This is a genomic window from Phreatobacter sp. GW821-FHT04C01, assembly GCF_059420385.1.
Genome location: NZ_JBWKTP010000011.1, coordinates 97,786 through 116,551 on the forward strand (window position 1 = coordinate 97,786; position 18,766 = coordinate 116,551).

23 protein-coding genes and 2 tRNA genes are annotated in these 18,766 nt (G+C 66.8%); 9 read left to right on the plus strand and 16 right to left on the minus strand.

Annotated elements, in window-relative coordinates; translation table 11 throughout:
- Window positions 1-7 precede the first annotated feature (7 nt).
- Window positions 8-1,189 carry a cystathionine beta-lyase gene (gene metC, locus AC07WJ_RS31010; protein WP_494938581.1) on the plus strand — a complete coding sequence of 394 codons (1,182 nt, stop codon included), beginning with the start codon at window positions 8-10 and terminating at the stop codon, window positions 1,187-1,189.
- On the opposite strand, the gene AC07WJ_RS31015 is transcribed toward metC, so the two are convergent.
- From AC07WJ_RS31015 to AC07WJ_RS31030, 4 genes are all read right to left on the minus strand, one after another.
- Complete coding sequence (locus tag AC07WJ_RS31015) at window positions 1,186-1,779, minus strand: pyridoxamine 5'-phosphate oxidase family protein (protein WP_494938582.1); 594 nt, start codon at window positions 1,777-1,779, stop codon at window positions 1,186-1,188. The two genes, metC and AC07WJ_RS31015, sit on opposite strands and share 4 nt — an antisense overlap.
- Window positions 1,776-2,651, minus strand: a complete 876-nt coding sequence (locus AC07WJ_RS31020) for a phosphatase PAP2 family protein (protein WP_494938583.1) — start codon at window positions 2,649-2,651, stop codon at window positions 1,776-1,778. Before AC07WJ_RS31020 ends, AC07WJ_RS31015 begins: the two co-directional genes overlap by 4 nt.
- Before the next feature lie 139 nt (window positions 2,652-2,790).
- Window positions 2,791-2,985: a hypothetical protein gene (locus tag AC07WJ_RS31025; protein WP_494938584.1), complete on the minus strand. Its 195-nt coding sequence runs from the start codon at window positions 2,983-2,985 to the stop codon at window positions 2,791-2,793.
- Window positions 2,986-3,088: 103 nt separating this feature from the next.
- Complete coding sequence (locus tag AC07WJ_RS31030; RefSeq protein ID WP_494938585.1) at window positions 3,089-3,334, minus strand: hypothetical protein; 246 nt, start codon at window positions 3,332-3,334, stop codon at window positions 3,089-3,091.
- A 257-nt stretch (window positions 3,335-3,591) separates the two neighbouring features.
- Between AC07WJ_RS31030 and AC07WJ_RS31035 the strand changes: the two genes are divergently transcribed.
- From AC07WJ_RS31035 to AC07WJ_RS31060, 6 genes are all read left to right on the plus strand, one after another.
- Complete coding sequence (locus AC07WJ_RS31035; RefSeq protein ID WP_494938586.1) at window positions 3,592-4,125, plus strand: VUT family protein; 534 nt, start codon at window positions 3,592-3,594, stop codon at window positions 4,123-4,125.
- 116 nt (window positions 4,126-4,241) lie between these two features.
- The gene (locus AC07WJ_RS31040) at window positions 4,242-4,520 is read left to right on the plus strand and encodes a hypothetical protein (RefSeq protein WP_494938587.1); all 279 of its coding nucleotides are present in this window, start codon (window positions 4,242-4,244) and stop codon (window positions 4,518-4,520) included.
- Between the two features lie 66 nt (window positions 4,521-4,586).
- Window positions 4,587-6,626 (plus strand): PAS domain-containing protein, encoded by a 2,040-nt coding sequence (locus AC07WJ_RS31045; protein WP_494938588.1) that lies wholly within the window; start codon window positions 4,587-4,589, stop codon window positions 6,624-6,626.
- A 138-nt stretch (window positions 6,627-6,764) separates the two neighbouring features.
- Entirely contained in the window at window positions 6,765-6,968 is a 204-nt protein-coding gene (locus AC07WJ_RS31050) for a hypothetical protein (protein WP_494938589.1), read from the plus strand.
- 46 nt (window positions 6,969-7,014) lie between these two features.
- A complete protein-coding gene (locus AC07WJ_RS31055) occupies window positions 7,015-7,479 on the plus strand; it encodes an MgtC/SapB family protein (RefSeq protein WP_494938590.1) in 465 nt (154 codons plus the stop codon).
- A 180-nt stretch (window positions 7,480-7,659) separates the two neighbouring features.
- Window positions 7,660-8,055 (plus strand): four-helix bundle copper-binding protein, encoded by a 396-nt coding sequence (locus AC07WJ_RS31060; RefSeq protein ID WP_494938591.1) that lies wholly within the window; start codon window positions 7,660-7,662, stop codon window positions 8,053-8,055.
- 118 nt (window positions 8,056-8,173) lie between these two features.
- On the opposite strand, the gene AC07WJ_RS31065 is transcribed toward AC07WJ_RS31060, so the two are convergent.
- The 7 genes from AC07WJ_RS31065 to AC07WJ_RS31095 form a co-directional block, all read right to left on the minus strand.
- Window positions 8,174-8,707, minus strand: coding sequence for a retropepsin-like aspartic protease family protein (locus AC07WJ_RS31065; RefSeq protein ID WP_494938592.1), 534 nt, complete (start codon window positions 8,705-8,707; stop codon window positions 8,174-8,176).
- 142 nt (window positions 8,708-8,849) lie between these two features.
- Window positions 8,850-8,926 (minus strand) — tRNA-Arg (locus AC07WJ_RS31070).
- Window positions 8,927-9,015: 89 nt separating this feature from the next.
- Window positions 9,016-9,321 carry an ETC complex I subunit gene (locus tag AC07WJ_RS31075; protein WP_494938593.1) on the minus strand — a complete coding sequence of 102 codons (306 nt, stop codon included), beginning with the start codon at window positions 9,319-9,321 and terminating at the stop codon, window positions 9,016-9,018.
- A gap of 28 nt (window positions 9,322-9,349) precedes the next feature.
- Window positions 9,350-9,426, minus strand: a tRNA-Pro gene (locus AC07WJ_RS31080).
- Window positions 9,427-9,489: 63 nt separating this feature from the next.
- Window positions 9,490-9,951: a DUF192 domain-containing protein gene (locus tag AC07WJ_RS31085; RefSeq protein WP_494938594.1), complete on the minus strand. Its 462-nt coding sequence runs from the start codon at window positions 9,949-9,951 to the stop codon at window positions 9,490-9,492.
- Window positions 9,952-9,968: 17 nt separating this feature from the next.
- A complete protein-coding gene (locus AC07WJ_RS31090) occupies window positions 9,969-10,577 on the minus strand; it encodes a cold-shock protein (RefSeq protein WP_494938595.1) in 609 nt (202 codons plus the stop codon).
- A 154-nt stretch (window positions 10,578-10,731) separates the two neighbouring features.
- Window positions 10,732-11,514, minus strand: a complete 783-nt coding sequence (locus tag AC07WJ_RS31095) for an SIR2 family NAD-dependent protein deacylase (protein ID WP_494938596.1) — start codon at window positions 11,512-11,514, stop codon at window positions 10,732-10,734.
- A gap of 35 nt (window positions 11,515-11,549) precedes the next feature.
- On the opposite strand from AC07WJ_RS31095, the gene AC07WJ_RS31100 reads away from it, so the two are divergent.
- Complete coding sequence (locus AC07WJ_RS31100; RefSeq protein ID WP_494938597.1) at window positions 11,550-12,011, plus strand: VOC family protein; 462 nt, start codon at window positions 11,550-11,552, stop codon at window positions 12,009-12,011.
- 4 nt (window positions 12,012-12,015) lie between these two features.
- On the plus strand, window positions 12,016-13,185 hold the full coding sequence (locus tag AC07WJ_RS31105; protein ID WP_494938598.1) for an aminotransferase: 1,170 nt from the start codon (window positions 12,016-12,018) through the stop codon (window positions 13,183-13,185).
- 15 nt (window positions 13,186-13,200) lie between these two features.
- Here AC07WJ_RS31105 and AC07WJ_RS31110 read toward each other — a convergent pair whose 3' ends face one another.
- The 5 genes from AC07WJ_RS31110 to AC07WJ_RS31130 form a co-directional block, all read right to left on the minus strand.
- Entirely contained in the window at window positions 13,201-14,433 is a 1,233-nt protein-coding gene (locus tag AC07WJ_RS31110) for an MFS transporter (protein WP_494938599.1), read from the minus strand.
- Between the two features lie 127 nt (window positions 14,434-14,560).
- A complete protein-coding gene (locus AC07WJ_RS31115; RefSeq protein ID WP_494938600.1) occupies window positions 14,561-15,640 on the minus strand; it encodes an NAD(P)/FAD-dependent oxidoreductase in 1,080 nt (359 codons plus the stop codon).
- The gene (locus AC07WJ_RS31120) at window positions 15,637-15,990 is read right to left on the minus strand and encodes a cupin domain-containing protein (protein WP_494938601.1); all 354 of its coding nucleotides are present in this window, start codon (window positions 15,988-15,990) and stop codon (window positions 15,637-15,639) included. Before AC07WJ_RS31120 ends, AC07WJ_RS31115 begins: the two co-directional genes overlap by 4 nt.
- Window positions 15,987-17,303: a lysine N(6)-hydroxylase/L-ornithine N(5)-oxygenase family protein gene (locus AC07WJ_RS31125; RefSeq protein WP_494938602.1), complete on the minus strand. Its 1,317-nt coding sequence runs from the start codon at window positions 17,301-17,303 to the stop codon at window positions 15,987-15,989. Before AC07WJ_RS31125 ends, AC07WJ_RS31120 begins: the two co-directional genes overlap by 4 nt.
- A gap of 183 nt (window positions 17,304-17,486) precedes the next feature.
- On the minus strand, window positions 17,487-18,500 hold the full coding sequence (locus AC07WJ_RS31130; RefSeq protein ID WP_494938603.1) for a LysR family transcriptional regulator: 1,014 nt from the start codon (window positions 18,498-18,500) through the stop codon (window positions 17,487-17,489).
- Window positions 18,501-18,766: the final 266 nt, after the last annotated feature.

Sequence of the window (18,766 nt, forward strand, 5' to 3'; positions counted from 1 at the left end):
GGCGATCATGGCAGGCCCATCCGATACCAAGCGTTTCTCCGAGCGGACGCGGCTCGTCCTCGGCGGCCGTGACCCCTCCGAGCAGTTCGGTTTCGTCAACACGCCGATCTATCGCGGCTCGACCGTGCTCTACCCCACCTATGACGAGCTCAAGGCGCGCCGCCAGCGCTTCGTCTACGGCACCAAGGGCACGCCCACCAGCCAGTCGCTGGAACAGGCCTGGACCGAACTTTCGGGTGCCGCCGGCACGGTGCTGGTGCCCTCGGGGCTCGCCGCCATCATGGTGGCGCTGCAGTCGTGCCTGAAGGCCGGCGATCACCTGCTGGTCACCGATTCCGTCTACCGGCCCACCCGCAACTATTGCGATACGGTGCTGAAGCGTTTCGGCGTCGAGACCACCTATTACGATCCGACGATCGGCGCCGGCATCGCCGACCTGATGCGTCCGAACACCACGGCGGTGTTCACGGAAGCGCCCGGCTCGCAGAGCTTCGAAATGCAGGACATTCCGGCCATCGCCGAGGTGGCCCATGCCCGCGGCGCCATCGTGCTGGTCGACAACACCTGGGCAACCCCCTTGCTGTTCCCGCCGCACGAGCGCGGCGCCGACATCGCGATCGAAGCCGGCACCAAATATCTCGGCGGTCATTCGGATGTGCTGATGGGCCTGGTCACGGCCAATGAGCGCTGCTGGCCGGCGCTGCGCGAGACGTTCGACGCCATGGCCATCCTGTCGTCACCGGAGGATTGCTTCCTGGCGCTGCGCGGCCTGCGCACCATGAAGCTCCGGCTCGACGAGGCCGGCCGCCAGGGCATGGCCATGGCGACCTGGCTTCAGGCCCGCCCCGAGGTCAAGACGCTGCTGCACCCAGCCTTCCCGTCGCATCCCGGGCACGCCATCTGGAAGCGCGATTTCAAAGGCGCTTCCGGGCTGTTCTCGGTGATTCTTCATCCGGTTTCCGAAAAGGCCCTGGCCGCCTTCCTGGATGGCCTGGAGCTGTTCGGCATGGGCTATTCCTGGGGCGGCTATGAAAGCCTCGTGGTGCCCTTCGACTGCTCGCAATACCGCACCGCGACGACCTGGAACCCTGGCGGCACGCCGCTGCGTTTCCAGATCGGGCTCGAGGACGTCGCCGATCTGCAGGCCGATCTCGCCGCCGGTTTCGCCCGCATGAAGGCGGCCGGCTAAGGCACCAGCCAGCGCCCGTCCCAGCGGGCGCCGGTCCAGCCGAACATGGCGCGCCGGTGGCCGGCCTCGTGCAACTGCAGCCATTCCAGCCGGTCGACGGTTACCTCGATCATGGCGAAATGCACCGATCCCGCCAGGATGCCGGCTTCGTCGGCCGGCATCGCATAGGCCCCGCCACTGGCGATCGTCGCGCCTGGGCCGGGCGCGACCGCGTAGCAGGCGCGGCTTCCGAGCCTGGCGCTGTCCCATGCGGCCCGCCCCGCTCCCTCGGCCGAGACGATCTCCGCCCTGCCCGCCAGTTGGATCTGAAGCTTCAGGCCGGCGTCATAGGCGTGGACGGCGATGCGCGGATCGGCGGCGAGCTCGCCGGCCTTGGCCGAGCGATTGTCGGTGTGGAAGCGGATCCGCCGCATGGCCGGATCGCAGCCGCGCAACACCACCGTCCGGAGCCGGGCGGCGCCGTGCCGGTCGACGGTGGCGATGGTTGGCAAGTGCCAGGGGGCCCTGATATCGCCGACGCCGGCGGCGACCACCTGCCAGGCCGCATCCGCGCTCGCCGCGAGATCGTTCCACTGGACCGGCGCGCTCACGGCTTCAGGCGGCGGCCGAGGGTTGCGAGAGCGGCTACGACGCGCCGGCGCGGCATCGGGAATGGCCGGCGCTCCGGCCCGGGGGCGAAGACGAAACCGCGGCGTGCGAACCAGTCGCGGGTCTGCAGCGTGAACCAGGCGCCCCAGGCCGAGCCGACCACGATGTCGGTGAAATAATGCGCATCCACCACGATCCGGCTGAGCGCCACGATGGCCGCCACCGTCAGCAGCAGCTTGCGCCAGTGCGGCCACAGGCAGGCAAAGGCGACCGCAATGGCGAAGGCGGTCTGGGAATGGCCGGAGGGAAAGCTCGCATAAGACGCCTTCCAGGCGGTCAGATCGAAATGCAGCGAGCCGAATTGCTCGAAATAAGGGGGCCGGGCACGGCCGATGAGGCGCTTGACGACGGCGATGATCAGGCCCGAGCCGCCGACCGCGATGAACAGGAAGGCGAGCCGCGCCGCCAGTGCCAGGACCACCCGGTCGGCGAAGCTGTGAACCGGCGGCAGGACGACCAGGATGACGATCAAGGCGATGCCGGTCGGCCAGAGCAGCCAGCCCGACTTGCCGATATCGGTGACGATTTCGAAGAAGCGCGCCGGCCAGCCGGTAATGCCGTGCTGGGCATTCTGGATGACCGGGTCGACATAGGCCATGCCCGCCAGCACCACGGCGGCGCCGACCAGGACGGCGCAGGCCCAGACCGCCCAGCTGTCGAAGATCCGGAAGGCCGGAGCGGCATTCGGCCGGACCGGCCGGCCGAGGCGCCGCATGCCGGCCAGGAAGGCTTCGCGCGTGACCTCCCAACGCCCGCGCAGGGACGGGCGCGAAGCGGGCTCGGCGGTCAGTGGCGGCGTATCGATCGGGCTCATTGCGTCTCCGCCTGAGAACCGGCTGCCAGGACGGCGGCGCCGGTCACTCTCAAATCGGGCGCAGTTCCCTACGCCGATCGCGCCGGGATGTCACGCAAGTGCGGCGCGAGTTCGACCACCCGCGAACCGCCCGCCGAGATCACACGGCGGCGTTGAAGGCGCGCTCGAGCATCTGTCGGCAATCTTCCGCTTGCTGGCGCGAAGCCTTGCCGCGCAGCCGGCGCGACAGGTCGCGCAGATCGCGAATGGCGATGTCCACGGCGGACAGCAGATCGAGCTCGTTGTCGTCCTCGGTGGCCTTGGGCTTGGGTCGGAACGGAATAATCTCGGCCACGCGTGTGCTCTCACGAATCACTGCTGTCACTGGTGGCATGGCAACAGCGAAAGGTTAATTGAGCGCGAAGATGGCGAAACATGTCCGCTCCCGAGGCGGCGTCTCAGTCGCGATGGACGCCGATATGCGCCCCCATCCCGGTCATTCGGCCATCAAGATAGGAAAGCGGCCGCCAAAGGTAATAAAGCACGCGCCCCGCCCCATCGGGAAAGATGACATAAGGTCGGCTGTCCCTGCTCCATGTTTCGGCCCGCATCTGGCGAAACGCCAAATAGCCGCCGAGATAGAAAGCAAGGGCGACAAGAAAAATCCGCCCCATCGTTCCGAGGGTCTTTTGCTGAACGGTCATGAGACGCACGCGTAACCCAAAGCAGCGGCAGAGTGAATGCTGACAGGAACCTGCCGCCAGCATCGCGTCACCGACGCCGTCCCGCTTCGCGACCACCAGCCGCTTGGTGCAAGTCGCGATCCTCGCTGGCGGCGAGAAGCGGGCAGCAATAGACCTCACGTTTCAGCGACTTCGGCATTTCCGGCATGACTGCGGCCTGGCCGGCGGTGTAAAGCGCTGCACCGAACATCCTTTTTCCGAAGACGGAACCGGCCCGCATGATCGGAATTGCCTCACTCGTCGGCTTCATCGCCACCATTCCCCTGGCGAACTGGCTCATCGGCAATGTCGGCTCCACCTGCGTGCCCGGCGGCCCCTGCGTCATCCCGGTCGGTTTCGGCCTGATGGCGCCGAGCGGCGTGCTGATGGTCGGCCTCGCCTTGGTCCTGCGCGACCTCGTGCAGCGCTGGCTCGGTCTCGGCTGGTCGCTCGCCGGCGTCGTGGCCGGCGCCATGCTGTCCTGGTTCGTCGCGCCGCCGGCGCTGGCGCTGGCCTCCGGCGCGGCCTTCCTGTTCTCCGAACTCGCCGACACCGCTGTCTATACCCCGCTTGCCAAGCGGCGGCTGATCACCGCCGTCGTCGCCTCCAGCCTGGTCGGCACGGCGATCGACAGCACGCTGTTCCTCTGGCTCGCCTTCGGCTCGGTCGCCCTCCTTCCCGGCATGGTGCTCGGCAAGGTCTGGATGGTCGGGGCCGCCACCCTGGTGCTCTGGCTGACGCGCCGCAGGCTGCAGGCCACCGCGAGCGCGTGAGCCGCGGCCGCGCCGCCCCCTGTGGCTGGTCGTCGAAACCGCTTGACCCGGCACGGTCGAACGAGGGAGATCCTGGCGATCGAAGCTGCGGCGCGCGAACTGGCGAGGGAACAGTGATGACCGACACTCAGGCGCTCGCCCGGGCCATCTATGTCGCGCGCTTCGCCGACCAGCCCCCGCACGCTTTTCGTCGCTTCGACGACCTGCCGGCGGTGGCCCAGGCGGTCTGGCTGCGCTGTGCCGACGCGGCAAGCAAGTTCAGCCGGACCTCCCCGTCCGAGAAGCCCAGGGACCCGGCGCTTGCGCGCGCGCAGTTGCTCGAAGAGGTGGTTCGCCGGTTTCGCGAGCTCTGCCGCGAAGCCGAGACCGCCGCCGGCGATCGCCGGGAACACTGACGCCAGACAAGCCGGGAGCCAAAGCCCTCCTTGTCGCGTCGGTGGCACGCTGCGCCGCACAAGAATTTGGCGCGGTCCATCATTACCTTAGGGAATAACAAGGGTCGATTAACCAAAGCAACGGTATGTCGATGCCATCCCCTGACGAGGATGGAACCAGTGCCGCTCCGTTCGCTCCTTTCCAGCCATGCCGACGCTCAATTGCATGCCGTCGACAAATCCCTTGCCGTCATCACCTTCGCCCTCGACGGCACCATTCTCGATGCCAATCAGAATTTCCGGGAGGTCGTCGGCTATTCCAGCCAGGAGCTGATCGGCAAGCACCACCGCCTCTTCATGGATCCGCAGGACGCGGCGTCGCCCGACTACGAGGCCTTCTGGGCAAAGCTCCGCCGCGGCGAATTTCAATCGGCGGAGTACCGCCGCCTCGGCAAATCGGGCCGGCCGATCTGGTTGCGGGCGACCTACAATCCGGTGCTCGACCGGCGGGGACGGCCGGTTCGCGTGGTCAAGATCGCCAGCAACATCACCGCGGAAAAGCTCCGCGCGCTCGACGACGCCGGCCAGATCAGCGCGATCCATCGCTCCCAGGCGGTCATCTCCTTCGATCTCGACGGCACGATCCTCGACGCGAACGACAATTTCCTCGATGTCGTGAAGTATCGCCGCGACGAGATCGTCGGCAAGCATCACAGCATTTTCCTGGCCCCCGAAGAGCGCGACCAACCCGCCTATCGGGCCTTCTGGGCGGCGCTGGGCCGGGGCGAGTTCCAGGCCGCCGAATATCGCCGCATCGGCAAGGGCGGCCACGAAGCCTGGATCCGCGCAACCTACAATCCCATCCTCGGCGCCGACGGCAAACCGGTCAGGGTGGTCAAGTTCGCGGTCGACGTGACTGGGGAGAAGCGGCGCAACGCCGACTACGAAGGTCAGATCGCGGCCATCCGGCGGACCCAGGCGGTGATCGCCTTCGACATCAACGGCATCGTGCTCGAAGCCAATGACAACTTCCTCGCGACCATGGGTTATCGGATCGACGAGGTGCGTGGCCACCATCACCGCATGTTCGTCGAGCCGGGCTACGCCCAAGGCAAGGACTATGCGGCGTTCTGGGAGAAGCTCGGCCGTGGCGAAGCCCTGTCGGCGATCTACCAGCGGCTCACCAAGTCCGGCCAGATGGTCTGGCTCCAGGCGATCTACAGCCCGATCCTCGGCCTCGACGGCCGGCCGGTGAAGGTGGTGAAATATGCGACCGACATTACCGCCAACATGGCGTCGCGCTCCCTCGCGGTCGCCGCCGCGCAGGAGACGCTGGGCAATGTCGAAGCCGTCGCGGCTGCGGCCGAACAGATGAATGCCGCCATTTCGGAGATTGCCGAAGGCATGAACCAGTCCAAGGCGGCGGTCGACGAGATCCATGCCGAGACCGAGGCCGCCGACCGCGCCACCGCCCAATTGCGGCAGGCCGCCCAGTCGATGGACGGGGTGGTCCAGCTGATCGCCAAGGTGGCCGAGCAGATCAACCTCCTGGCCCTCAACGCGACGATCGAATCGGCGCGCGCCGGCGAGGCCGGCCGCGGCTTCGCGGTGGTCGCGACCGAGGTGAAGAACCTGGCGAACCAGGCGCGATCGGCCACGACACGCATCGCCGACGAGATCGTGGCGATGCAGGGCGTCTCCAACGAGGTCGCCGGCAAGCTCGCCTCGATCACCGCGGCGATCGGTTCGGTTCAGGGCTTCGTCGGCTCGGCGACCCGGTCGATCGAGGAGCAGAGCGCGGTGACCCGCGACATCTCGCTGAACATGCAGACGGCGGCCGAAGGTGTCGCCAGCGTCGGGCGCAATCTCGACAACTGGATCGTCGGCATGGAAGAGCGGCGCTTCGACGAACGCGTCCGCGTGATCAAGCCCGGCCGGATCGTCGGCAGCGCCGGCAAGATGCTGGAATGCAGCGTGCGCGATATCTCCGCCGGCGGCGCCAAGCTCGTGCTGGAAAACACCGCCGAGGTCCCCGACCGGTTCCAACTCAAGGTCGACGACACCACCCGGCAATGCCTGGTGACGCGGCGGGCTGCGGGCGAACTCGGCGTCAAATTCGTCGCGTGAGCTGGCCCCGCCTCGAACCGGAGCCCGCCCGGCCGCGCTGATCCGGGCGCGTGCGCCTGGAGCCGCCTGCCGCCGCCAGGCGATCGCGGAACCGTTTGGCCGGGACCGTCGTTGTTATCGGGCCAATGGAGGCCGACGATGACCGACAAATCCGCCCAGCTGTTCGAGATCGACAACCGCATCGCCAAGCTCCGCCAGGAGATCATCGACCTGACCAACCGGTCCTCGGCCGTCTCCGGCCAGGCCTCGGAAGAGGCGCTCGCCCAGCAGATCGAGGACCACGAGACGCAGCTGACCGCGCTGCAGGACATGCGCGAGGCGCTTTCGGAAGTCTCCGAGTGATGGCGCGGAAGCTGGCCGGGCGGACGTCTCCGCGTGGGGCTGCCCGATGATCGAGAAGATCCTGTCGTCCGGGCAATTCGATCTGGTCCCGCATCTCGCCGCGCTGGCCGCCGCCTATCTCCTGGCCCTGCCGATCGGCTGGGACCGCGAGAAGGAGGAGCGTAGCGCCGGCCTGCGCACCTTCCCGCTCGTCGCCATTGCCTGCTGTGGCTTCATCCAGGCCGCCGAAGCCAAGCTCGGCGCCTCGCCCGACGCCATGTCCAAGGTGATCGAGGGGCTGATCACCGGCATCGGCTTCATTGGCGGCGGCGCGATCCTCAAGCTGAAGAACTCGGTGAAGGGCACGGCGACCGCCGCGAGCCTCTGGGCCACCGGTGCCATTGGCGTCGCCGTCGGTCTCGGCGCCTATGACGTCGCCCTGGTCGTCACGGTGTTTACCGTCGTCACCTTGCGCTGGCTGACGCCTTTGAAGGTCGAGGAAGCCACGCCCGCCGCGGCCGCGAAAGAGTGATCGCCAGCCAACGGGGCGCCCGGCCCGCTTTGTCTTCGACCGGCCCGCGGCAGTGATCCCGCCGTCGCCCGGCCCCGCGCCCGCCCTGCCCCGCGAGAGCGCTCCGCATACCCGCTGCCTGGCGCGATGGAACCCGGCATCGGCACCCCGCGTTGGCTCTGCACAATGCTGGAGGCGACCATGTTACGCCAAGACTTACGAGCGCAAGACATACGAGCGCAAGACATGCGAACGAGAGACACCGGCGCGGCGGATGTATCGCGCATCTGCTTCGACTGCTTCAACGTGACGCGAACCGCAGCGATCAAGCAGATCCTTCGCTCGAACCCGTCCGAAACCGGCCACATCCTTTTGCAATGTTCGGAGCTCTGCCGCCGGGCCGCGCAAATCTTGACGCTGCGGGGCAGCGCTGCCCCGCATTTCGTCCACCAATGCGCCGAAGCCTGCGCGGCCTGCGCCGACTACTGCGAAGCGCGCGACATGGATGCCTGTGCCATCCTCTGCTGGGAAGCCGCCGCCGCGCTCGGCGATGAATTGGCCCGGATCGCGCCCCCGATGATGCTGGCGGCCGAATAGCGCCGCGCCCGATCGACGCCACGAGGCGCCCCGCGCCCGACCTTGCGCGAGAGCCGCCGCGAGCCCGCCCGGGGGCCCGGTGTCGGCGGGCGAACCCGCCGAACCGGGATTGCCGCGGTCACTGTTCCAGGATCAGCGCGTTCTGGGCGAATTCGAAGCGGCGCAGCCGCGACAGATAGCTCATGCCGAGCAGATTGGTCGTCAGCGCCTGCCGCGGCAGCACCACCGCCGGCACCGAAGCGACCGACAGCCCCTCCACCTCGAGACGCGGGATATTGACGTGCTTGCCGAGAACCACGCCATTGGCCGTCTGCATCCTGGCGTCCATGATCTCGCCCGGCCGCACCAGGTTCAGGTCCAGTCCGGTCTGCCAGGTCAGCGCGACGATGGTGGCCCCGGTGTCGACAAGCACATCGAAATCGCGGCCGCCGGCCCGCGCACGCGCCCGGAAATGGCCGTCGCGGCTGGCAATGAGCCGCTTGGGGCTGACCGCAGCGGCGCTGCTCGGAGGCGATGCCGGCGGGCGCGCCGCGGCCATCGATTGCTGCTGCGACGGCAGGGCCTTGGCGAGCAACACCGAATAGGCCTCAGGCTTGGCGACCGCCACCAGGCCGACCGGCAGCATCAGGAGATAGAAGGCCTTGGGCAACATGGCGAAAGGCTCCGGAAACGCTCCCGGATTCTAGGCGACGCCGCCTGCTGTCCAGTAAATCGGGGGCCAATTCGATAGCCAGGATGAACGAAGCCTCAAATCCCGGGGCAAAATCGAGGGCAAATAGACGCTGGAAGGTAGATGGCGATCCCGGCAGGGCTCGAACCTGCGACCAACAGCTTAGAAGGCTGTCGCTCTATCCAGCTGAGCTACGGGACCGGATAACGACGCGCGAGCGCGGTCCCTATGGGCCCGCGGAAACGGCTTGGCAAGACCGCCCTTGCGGCGTCCTGCCGGTATTGGCAGGCTCAATGCGTCCAGGCGCCGACGCGGTTGAACTTGAAATTGTCGGAATAGGCGGCGATCCGCCGCTTCGGGTCTTCCGCCTCAGAGACCTCGTAGGCCAGGCCGTTCTTCTCGGCATAGGCGATGGCCTCTTCCTTCGTCGCGAAGTCGAGGCGCAATTGCTGGCGCATGTCGGTCGAGCTGGTATAGCCCATCAGGGGCTCGACCAGACGCGGCGTCTCAGGCTCGAAATCGAGCCGCCAGTCATTGGTCTTGGCCTGGCCGGACTGCATCGCGGTCTTGGCGGGTCGGTAGATGCGGGCCACCACGTGAAATCCTCCTCAAGTGGGCCGGAAATGGTCGGGGCGACTGGATTCGAACCAGCGACCTAGAGTACCCAAAACTCTCGCGCTACCAGGCTGCGCTACGCCCCGACGTCCTCGCAATAGCCGAGCCTCCGGGCCGCGGCAAGCCACGCCGTTCAAGCGCGGCCACGCTCACGTGCCGAAATAGGGATGTTCGACCAAGTCGCCGGCGGCGATGCCGAAGCGATGCGCCGTGCCGGCCACCACCTCGAGCACGCCCTTCACCGGCCCGGTCGCGGAAATCGTCGCTTCCGACAGAGGCGTGGTGTTCTCGGCAATGTGGCGAATCGTGCCGTCGGCACGGATGAAGACCATGTCGAGAGAAACATAGGTGTTCTTCATCCACATGCTGACATCGGACTCGGCCGGCCCGAAGTCGAACAGCATGCCGCGGCCAAGCGCCAGTTCGCGCCGGAACATCAGGCCACGCGCGCGCGTCTCCGGCGAATTGGCCAATTCCAGCGTGAACCCATGCCTTTGCCCGGACCGTGTGGCGATGACCAGCTCGTTCAGCTTGCCATGCGCCCCGGCAAGACGCGGCGCGATCGCCATCATCACCCCGGTGGCCAGCACCGCGCGGCGATCAATCAGCATGGGCTATCCCGTTCAGCTCAATGCGAGACCGGGAAAGGCGTCCCATCGGGGCGGACTTCCGCGGCCATCAGGCCTTTCGAGCCGTCACCATAACGCACGAGAACCCACTGCCCCGGTCGCAATTCCGTGAGGCCGTAGCGACGCAGGGTTTCCATATGAACGAAAATGTCGGGCGTGCCCGGTCCGCGCGACAGGAAGCCGAAGCCGCGCAGCCGGTTGAACCATTTCACTTCGGCGCGCTCCAGCCCGCTGGTCGGCGTCACCGAAACATGGGTGCGCGCCGGCGGCATCTGGGAGGGGTGAATGGCCGTCGAATCATCCATCGACAGCACGCGGAAGGTCTGCAGGCCGCGCTGCCGGGCGGTCGCCTCGACCACGATGCGCGCGCCTTCATAGGCCGTCTGGAAACCGTCGCGCCGGAGGCTCGTGACATGCAGCAGCACGTCGGCGCCGCCACCATCGGGCACGATGAAGCCGTAGCCCTTGGCCACGTCGAACCATTTGATCGTGCCGGAAATTTCGACAAGATCAGCCGGCACTTCATCAATGGTCGTCTGGGCGTCGACCCGCACGTGAAGATTGTTCTTGCCGCCCTGGCCGTCCGGATCGGAACCGTCCGACGTCATCACGCTCACCGCCGCTCTACTGGAACCGTTGGCCCCGGTCCCACCCCGCCTGATTCTCTAACAAAAGGATAACATCGCCCCTGCGGCAGCAAAGCCCAAAATGGCGTGGCGTTCCGATTACGAACACATTTGGTGCATGCCACCTTGCGATTGTTCAGTTAACCCCCGCAATCGGCAGATGTTCCATCACCGATTGCAGCAAAGTGCCGATGTCGGCCGCGATCACGAGATCGGCGATGTCGTCGAGCGGCGTCTCCTCGCGGTTGACGATGACCAGCCGCGCGCCGTTGCGCTTGGCGGTCGCCGGCAGGCCGGCGGCCGGGTAGACCACCAGCGAGGACCCGATCGCGATGAACAGGTCCGCTTCCATGGTCCAGGCGAGCGCACGGCGCATCTCGGCCTCCGGCATGGCCTGGCCGAAGGAAATCGTCGCCGACTTCACCGGGCCGCCGCACGCCGTGCAGTCCGGCGCCTCGCCGTCCGCTGCCTCGAACCTGGCGCGCACCCAGGACAATTCGTAGCGCCTGGCGCAGGCGAGACAGGTCGCGTAGCTGCCATTGCCGTGCAGTTCCACCAACTGCTCGCCGGGCACGCCCGAATCCTGATGCAGGTTGTCGATATTCTGGGTGACGATGCCGGCGAGCTGCCCTGCCCGCACCATGGCGGCCAAGGCCCGGTGGCCGCGGCCGGGCACCGCCGCCTGGAAGCTCTCGTCCATGGCGAATTTGCGCCGCCAGGCCTCGGCGCGCGCGGCCCGGCTTGACAGGAAGGCCTCGAACGGGATCGGTTTGTTTTTCGTCCACAGGCCACCCGGCGAGCGAAAATCCGGGATGCCGCATTCGGTCGAAAGCCCCGCGCCGGTGAAGGCCAGTGCACGGCTGGATTGCCTGACAAGGCTTGCCAGATCGCGCGCCGCCGTCTTCAACTCCGCGTCCATTCTTCACCCCTCATTCTGCATTCAAGGGAGGTCGCATGCGCTACCTGCACACCATGGTCCGTGTCACCGATCTCGACCAGTCCCTGGACTTCTACTGCAACAAGCTGGGTCTTGTTGAGGTCCGCCGCACCGAGAGCGAGAAAGGCCGCTTCACCCTGGTCTTTCTGTCGGCCCCGGACGACCGGAAGGGCGCCGAGGCCACGACTGCGGCCTTCGGCAGCCGCGGCGCGCCGCTGCTCGAGCTGACCTATAACTGGGACCCGGAAACCTATACCGGCGGCCGCAGCTTCGGCCATCTCGCCTATGAGGTCGACGACATCTACGCTACCTGCGCCAAGCTGCAGCAGGCCGGGGTGGTGATCAACCGCCCGCCGCGCGACGGCGTCATGGCCTTCGTCCGTTCGCCCGACAACATCTCGATCGAGCTCTTGCAGAAGGGCGAGGCCAAGCCTTCGGCCGAACCCTGGGCCTCCATGCCCAATACCGGCGCCTGGTGAGCCTTTGTTCGCTTTGAATCCCGATGTCGTCGACACCGGCACGCCGCCGATCCCGGCGGCGCGCGCCTGGATGACCCGTTATGACGGTGCTTTTGGCGCGCCGATCGACCTGTCGCAGGCGGCCCCCGGGGCGCCTCCGCCGCAGGCCCTGCTCGACCGGCTCGCCACCGCCGCCGGACGGCCCGATGTCGCCCGTTATGGTCCGATCCTCGGCGACGACGCCCTGCGGGCAAGCTACGCCGCCGAGATGACCGGCCTCTATGGCGGAAGGATCGAGGCCGGCGACGTCGCGATCACCGCCGGCTGCAACCTCGCCTTCCTCGCCGCCGTCCTGGCGGTGGCCAAGGCAGGCGATGCCGTGCTGTTGCCCGCGCCCTGGTATTTCAACCACCAGATGACGCTGAACATGCTCGGCATCGAGGCGCGGCCGCTCGCTTGCGACGCGGCCGATGGCTTCGTGCCGGACCCGGCCGTGGCGGAGGCCCTGATCGATGGGCGCACCCGCGCGATCGTCCTGGTCACCCCCAACAACCCGACGGGCGCGATCTATCCGGAGGGCGTCATTGCAGCCTTCGCCGCATTGGCGCGCCGGCATGGCATCGCGCTGATCATCGACGAGACCTATCGCGACTTCCTGGCGAGCGGCACCAACCGCGCCCATGGCCTGTTCACCGATCCCGCCTGGCGCGACACGGTGATCCAGCTCTATTCCTTCTCCAAGGCCTATGCGGTCCCCGGCCACCGGGTCGGCGCCATCACCGCGGGGCCTGCGGCGCTCGGCCAGGTCCTGAAGGTGCTCGACAGCTTCCAGATCTGCCCGGCGCGAACGGCGCAAGAGCCGCTCGCCTGGGCGATCGAGGGCCTGGCCGGCTGGCGTGCCGAGACGCGGACCACCATCAATGCCCGGATCGGCGCGTTCCAGGCGGTGCTGCAGGCCTGCCCGGGCTGGGCGATCTCGTCGATCGGCGCCTATTTCGCTTATGTCCGCCATCCCTTCGAAGGCGCCGGCGCCGAACGCGTCGCCGAGGCGCTCGCCACCGGGCGCGGCGTGCTGGGTTTGCCCGGCAGCTATTTCGGCCCGGCGCAGGACGGCCATTTGCGCTTCGCCTTCGCCAATGCCGACGAGGCGGCGATCGCCACCCTTCCGGCGCGCCTTCGGGACCTGCGGCTCTAGCCGCGGACACCGCGCTCATTCGGCCTTGCCGGGACTGGGACGATCCGCCCCGGCGAGTGCCGCGGCGCCTTGCCGGGCCGCCATGAAGCGCCAGCAGGCCACGGCCAGCTCCAGTCCGGCGATGATCAGCAGGACGAGCAGCAGGACCCGGTAGCCGCCGGTCACGATGATCCGGCCGCCGATCAGCGGGAAGCCGAAAAAGCCGATGAAATAGGCCATGGAGAAATAGACCAGTGTGCGCGTCCGCAGGCTGGCGTCCGAAGCATTGACCGCCTGGGCCTGGATCAGCGGATAGACCAGGCCGTAACTCAGTCCGAACAGCAGCGAGCTCAGGGCATAGAGCGGCACATTGGCCGCGGTGACCGAGAAGGCCAGCATCGACAGCACCATCACCGCCAGCAGCAGGATCGTCATCTTCATCGGCTCGCGCCGGCTGACGAAGCCGCTGACCAGGAACCGGCCGGCGATGACCGCCGCGGTGTAGCAGGTATAGAAGATCGAATAGTTGAGGCCCTCGGATTGGGCGAAGGTCGTCTGGAAGTTGAACATCGAGCTCAACACGCAGGCGCCGAGAAAGACCATGACCAGCGGGTAGATGGCGGGCGAGCGCAGGATCCGCAGGAAGGCCTCGGTCTCGCCGCCCGAGACGGTTTCGTAATGCGGCAGGACGATGCGCGAAAGCGTTCGGCCGGCCGCGTAGAACAGGCCCGCGCTGGCCACCGAAAGCAGGATCGCCATCAGGAAGATGTGCGAATGAGCGACGCCCGCGCCGAGCAATTGTTGGGCGGTGATCGGGGCCAGTCCCAGCCCCAGGGCGTTGAAGGCCGACAGCACGCTGAACAGCACGGCCCGGTTGGCATCGGTGACCAGGCCCGACAGCATGATCGGCGAGATCGTGAAGGCCAGCGCCCAGCCGACGCCGAGCAGAAAACCGCCAATGACGTAAAGAAACGAGATGCTGGCGGAGAAAGCGAAAAAGCTGCTGCCGACCGCGTAGCACAGGGCCCCGCCGGCAACCACCAGATAGGGCTTCCAGATCGTCATGAGCCGGGTGGTGAAACCGACGCTGAGCAAGGTGCCGAACGCGCCGACGAAGATGATCCTGCCGACGACCTCTTCGTCCCCGCCGAGCATCTTGATGTACAAGGGCAGCGTCAGGAACAGGCCATAGGCCGAGGCGATACAGAAACAGGCGAGATAGACGAGGATCCGGGGCAGTGTCTGTGGATTGGGCGAGAGCGAAGTCATGAGCAGGCATCCCTATTCCAGCGCGGGCAGGCAGGCAGGATCGATGAGCCGGGCGCCGCGGGGCGCCGCGGCCTCTCGGCCTGGTTCTTCGATGACGATGCGGACGGTCCCGGAGATGCCGGGATTTCTAAGACACGGCCATGGTGGAAAGTGAGCCCAGGAGCAGGCCTATCGCCCTCTCGGCGATGGCCGGCGCGAACCGGTAGCCCGAGCCGGATCCTCCCAGGGCGTAAACCGACCGCGCCGATTGCGGGTCCCGCCCGATCGCCGGCAGGCGCGTCGCCGTATAGGCGTCGCAGAACACCCGTTCGCCCCGGCAGCGATCCAGCAATGCCGGCGCATGGCGGTTGAGCGCCCGCGCGGCGACGGCCCGGTCCTCGGCATCGCAGGCGAGCCCGGACCGCGCGGGCGCGACATCCCAGGCCGGGCTGCTGATGCAGAGGATCCAGCGCCGGCCCGCCGGATCGGGCAGCAGATAGGCGTCCTCCTCGACGAAGACGATGATCGGATCGCCGGCCGCCGGGACGAGGTCGACATGCAGGGCCGCGACCTTCTTGGTGCGCAGCCCGCTGTCCGGAACGCGCCGGTCGTGCAGGTCGAGCCAGGGGCCGGTGGCGCGCGCGACGTACCGGCTGCGAAACACCTGTCCATCGGCGGCGACGAGATCGCAACCGCCGGCCTGGTCCTCGATCGCCACCACGTGAACCCCCTCATGACAGGCAAAGCCGGGCTGCCGCAGCAGATGGCCGATGAGATGCGACGCGGTGGCGCCGGGATTGCCGCACCAGGCGGTCTCGTCGACCAGCAGCAGATCGTCGGGCGCAAGGCTCAGCGCCGGCATGGTGCGGCCAAGGCGTGCCTGCTCGCCGGATGTCGCGCGCCGGCAGGCTCCGCCGACCCAATAGTCCGCGAATTCGGCTTCGCGGCCGGCCGGAACCACCCAGAAAACCGGCACAGCGCGGCCCGGCAGAGGCCCCGCCCAGGCGGCGAGTTCGCTGAACAGCCTCTCGCTGCGCCGGGCGAGTTCGCGATGGGCCGGCGTCGTGCCGATCGGCACGCGAACGGCGCCGCCATAAAGCGAGGCCCCCATGCCGACGAGATGCCGTTCCAGGATGGCGATGGTGAGGTGAGGATGGGCCTTCTTGGCCAGGGACGCGATGGCCGCGCCAATGACCCCGCCGCCGATCACCGCCAGGTCGGTCGTCATTGCGAGACCTGGTTGCCCGGGGTCCACCAGGCGGAGAACAGCTTCAACTCGTCACCACCGGTATTGCGGACCTGATGCGAACAGCGCGACGCGAAATAGGTGACGGCACCGGGCTCGAGCGGCGAGGCCACGCCATCGGTCATCAGTTCCCCCTGCCCGGCGATCACCACCCAGCATTCCCGGACATCGTGCTGGTCCAGCGGGGTCGAGATCCCCGGCGGCACCGTGATGATGGAGGCCTTGAACGGCGTTACCCGCTCGCCTGCCTGCTCCAGGTCCAGCTCCTTGACCTGGATGCCGCCCGAGTAGTCGTCGACATGGTGAACCGAAACGAGAGGACCGGATATCATGCGATCTGCTCCATGGGTTGACGGGCCTGTTGCGGTGCGTTCCGCTCGATGAGGTGTTCGTTCTGCGGGACGACGAAGTGCTCGCGCCCGAGCAGGCTGTTGATGATCGTCGCGCTGCGCCACGCCAGCAGGCTCAGGTTCGGGTCGGCGATGCCGTGGCTGCGACGCCCGGCGTTCTGCAGGTAGAGCCGGCTCCGGCACGGCACCCGCCAGCTGGCGGAGAAGTCGTGCTTCAGGCGCAATTGCTCCCGCTCCAGTTCGAACAGGTGCCTGATGCCCTCGATCTGCCGCGGCACGACGGTTTCATAACCGGTGGCGAGCACCACCTGGTCCGAGAGTACCGCGTTCCGCTCGCCGGTCGTCGTGTCGCAAATGCTCGCCGCCCACTTGAAGCCGGCCCGGTCCAGGGCCGTCAGTTCGTGATCGACCAGCAGGCGCAGGTCGAGCGCGCGGCCCTCGATGAACTTCACGCGGTAAATCTCCTGATAGATCTCCCGCAAGGTGCTGGCCGAAATACCGTCGCTCGCCAGTTTTTGCGCGTTCAGCAGGGCCAGCCGCTTGTCGACCTCCAGTTCGAAGAAATATTTGGAGTAAAGCGGCGTGAAATATTCGTTGGTGAAAGGTGAATCGTCCAACGGACTGAAATTGTCGCGTTTGGTCACCCAAGTCAGCTGCTTCAGCCCGGAATCGATATTGCGAACGCAGTGGAGAAATATTTCCGCGGCGCTTTGCCCGCCACCGACAATGGTCACCGAACCCGGCCGTGAGCGCGGGGCGCGGGCCAGGAACTCGCTGGCGTGGAACACCGCGTCGCCCAGATGCGGCCGCGCGCAGGGCGGCACATAGGGGCGCCGCCCCACGCCCAGAATGACGTGTTTGGCATAGACCTCGATATTCGGATCGATGCGCGCGACGAACATGTCGTTGTGGAAGCGGATCTCCCGCACGTCATGCGAAAACCTGAGATTCGGCAGGCGCAGCGCGACCCATGTCATGTATTCGATGAATTCAGCCCGCGTGATCTTGTCGAAATCCGCGTTGATGAATTGGTGCAGGCGCTGCTTGCTGTGCAGGAAATTGACGAAGGAGTGCGGACTGACCGGATCCGCGAAGGTCACGAGATCCTTCAGAAACGAGGTCTGCAGGCGGGCATCGCGAAACAACAGCCCGGGATGCCAGGCGAAGGCATCGTTGCGTTCGAAGAAGGCCGCCGAAATTTCAGGAATACCGTCGAGAAGTGCAGCTACGCTCAGATTGGATGGGCCGACGCCAATTCCGACGACGTCATAGACTGCGGATATCGTGGACGCCATGATCGACCATGCTCGGTTTGATCGCGATCGTTGGACGAAGGACGGAAGGCCCGGCGACGTGGGCGCCTGACCATGGCCGGGATCATATGGACGCCCGGTTGGTCGTAAAATGCATTCTGTGATGGGTGATGATGCATTTCATGGCGCCAAAGCCCGGCAAGGCGATGGTGCCGCCCACGCGGCCTATTCGCGCCATCTCCGGGCGGGCCCGTCCTGCGCGCCCGCCGCGGCAACCGCATGGGCCGGGGGGAGCCCCTCGCCCGGGGCCGGCCGGCGCAGGCCGCCGGGCCGGCCGTTGTTGTGGAACAGCTCCTGCGCGGTGTCGATGAAGGCGCGGACGAAATCCGGCTTGTCGGCCCCATAGGCATCGGCGATGACCAGGGTCGGCGGCGGCAATTTGTCGAGCAGGGGCAAGCGGACGATGCCGTCGACCTCATGGTCGGCCGCCGACAGCGGGCTGGTATTGCCCACGGAAACCCCGAACCCGGCGGCCACCGCCCGGCTCACCGTGGTATAGGACCGTGTCCGGAACGCGATCCTGGGATGCAGCGCGAGATCGTCGAACAGCGCCAGCAGATAATTCCCGGTATGCGGCAGATCGAGCAGCACCAGCGGCCGGTCGGCGATATCGCGCAGCGACACGGCCTCGCGCGAGGCCAGGAGATCGTCGGATGCGACGATGACATGCGCCGGAACCTGGCAGATCGGCGTGATATTGCCGCCGAAACTCGGACCGATATCGTAGGAGATGATCAGATCGACCGTCTTGGTGACCAGCCAGTTCTGCAATTCGGTCTGGTCGCCCTCGAACAGCGAGACGTTCGAGGCGCCGCCGCGATTGACATAGGTCTGGATCAGGTCCGGCATGAACAGCGAGCCGAACGGCTCGAAGCAGCCGATCCGGATTTCCCTGCTGTTCCTGGACTTGGTCTTGAGCGCGGCGACCGCGCGCTCGAACTCGGCTTCCGAAGCCAGCAGCATCTGCGCGGCGGCGACGAAGCGTTCGCCGGCCGGCGTGGTGACCACCCCGCGTGACGGCCGCCGCTCGAAGATGGGCGTGCCCAGCTCACCCTCCGCCAGATTGATCGCCGCCACGATCGACGACGCCGAAATCCGCGAGGCCTCGGAGGCGGCCAATATGCTGCCGAGCTGCGCGACATCCCTGATATATTTGATCTGCCTTATCGACAGGCGCATGGTGTTCAACCTCTCAAACGTCTCGCAGGGAGAGTAAAAGTAGGTATATTTACCAAATAATCGACGTTATTCAGGCGGTAACGTGGTGGGTCAATTTAGAATTGACCCACCACGCCACATCGCATGCAGGTTATGGCGTTGGGCGGCCAAGTCAATGTCGCATCGGCAGCTTGTCGATAACCATCCGGCGCCCCGCGACTGACCAGCGGCGGCCGCCGAGCGCCTTTGCTCGCCGGAGCGCGTGTCGCCGCTCGCGCCCCCCGTCT

Excerpts from the sequence above, each read along its gene's own strand:
- AC07WJ_RS31060 (WP_494938591.1), top strand. The coding sequence starts at position 7,660 with ATGTTACGCCAAGACTTACGAGCGCAAGACATACGAGCGCAAGACATG.
- AC07WJ_RS31095 (WP_494938596.1), bottom strand. The coding sequence starts at position 11,514 with ATGGACGCGGAGTTGAAGACGGCGGCGCGCGATCTGGCAAGCCTTGTC.
- AC07WJ_RS31125 (WP_494938602.1), bottom strand. The coding sequence starts at position 17,303 with ATGGCGTCCACGATATCCGCAGTCTATGACGTCGTCGGAATTGGCGTC.
- AC07WJ_RS31020 (WP_494938583.1), bottom strand. The coding sequence starts at position 2,651 with ATGAGCCCGATCGATACGCCGCCACTGACCGCCGAGCCCGCTTCGCGC.
- AC07WJ_RS31040 (WP_494938587.1), top strand. The coding sequence starts at position 4,242 with ATGACCGACACTCAGGCGCTCGCCCGGGCCATCTATGTCGCGCGCTTC.
- AC07WJ_RS31085 (WP_494938594.1), bottom strand. The coding sequence starts at position 9,951 with ATGCTGATTGATCGCCGCGCGGTGCTGGCCACCGGGGTGATGATGGCG.
- metC (WP_494938581.1), top strand. The coding sequence starts at position 8 with ATGGCAGGCCCATCCGATACCAAGCGTTTCTCCGAGCGGACGCGGCTC.
- AC07WJ_RS31110 (WP_494938599.1), bottom strand. The coding sequence starts at position 14,433 with ATGACTTCGCTCTCGCCCAATCCACAGACACTGCCCCGGATCCTCGTC.
- AC07WJ_RS31065 (WP_494938592.1), bottom strand. The coding sequence starts at position 8,707 with ATGTTGCCCAAGGCCTTCTATCTCCTGATGCTGCCGGTCGGCCTGGTG.
- AC07WJ_RS31050 (WP_494938589.1), top strand. The coding sequence starts at position 6,765 with ATGACCGACAAATCCGCCCAGCTGTTCGAGATCGACAACCGCATCGCC.
- AC07WJ_RS31035 (WP_494938586.1), top strand. The coding sequence starts at position 3,592 with ATGATCGGAATTGCCTCACTCGTCGGCTTCATCGCCACCATTCCCCTG.
- AC07WJ_RS31115 (WP_494938600.1), bottom strand. The coding sequence starts at position 15,640 with ATGACGACCGACCTGGCGGTGATCGGCGGCGGGGTCATTGGCGCGGCC.
- AC07WJ_RS31055 (WP_494938590.1), top strand. The coding sequence starts at position 7,015 with ATGATCGAGAAGATCCTGTCGTCCGGGCAATTCGATCTGGTCCCGCAT.
- AC07WJ_RS31130 (WP_494938603.1), bottom strand. The coding sequence starts at position 18,500 with ATGCGCCTGTCGATAAGGCAGATCAAATATATCAGGGATGTCGCGCAG.
- AC07WJ_RS31030 (WP_494938585.1), bottom strand. The coding sequence starts at position 3,334 with ATGACCGTTCAGCAAAAGACCCTCGGAACGATGGGGCGGATTTTTCTT.
- AC07WJ_RS31090 (WP_494938595.1), bottom strand. The coding sequence starts at position 10,577 with ATGACGTCGGACGGTTCCGATCCGGACGGCCAGGGCGGCAAGAACAAT.
- AC07WJ_RS31120 (WP_494938601.1), bottom strand. The coding sequence starts at position 15,990 with ATGATATCCGGTCCTCTCGTTTCGGTTCACCATGTCGACGACTACTCG.
- AC07WJ_RS31100 (WP_494938597.1), top strand. The coding sequence starts at position 11,550 with ATGCGCTACCTGCACACCATGGTCCGTGTCACCGATCTCGACCAGTCC.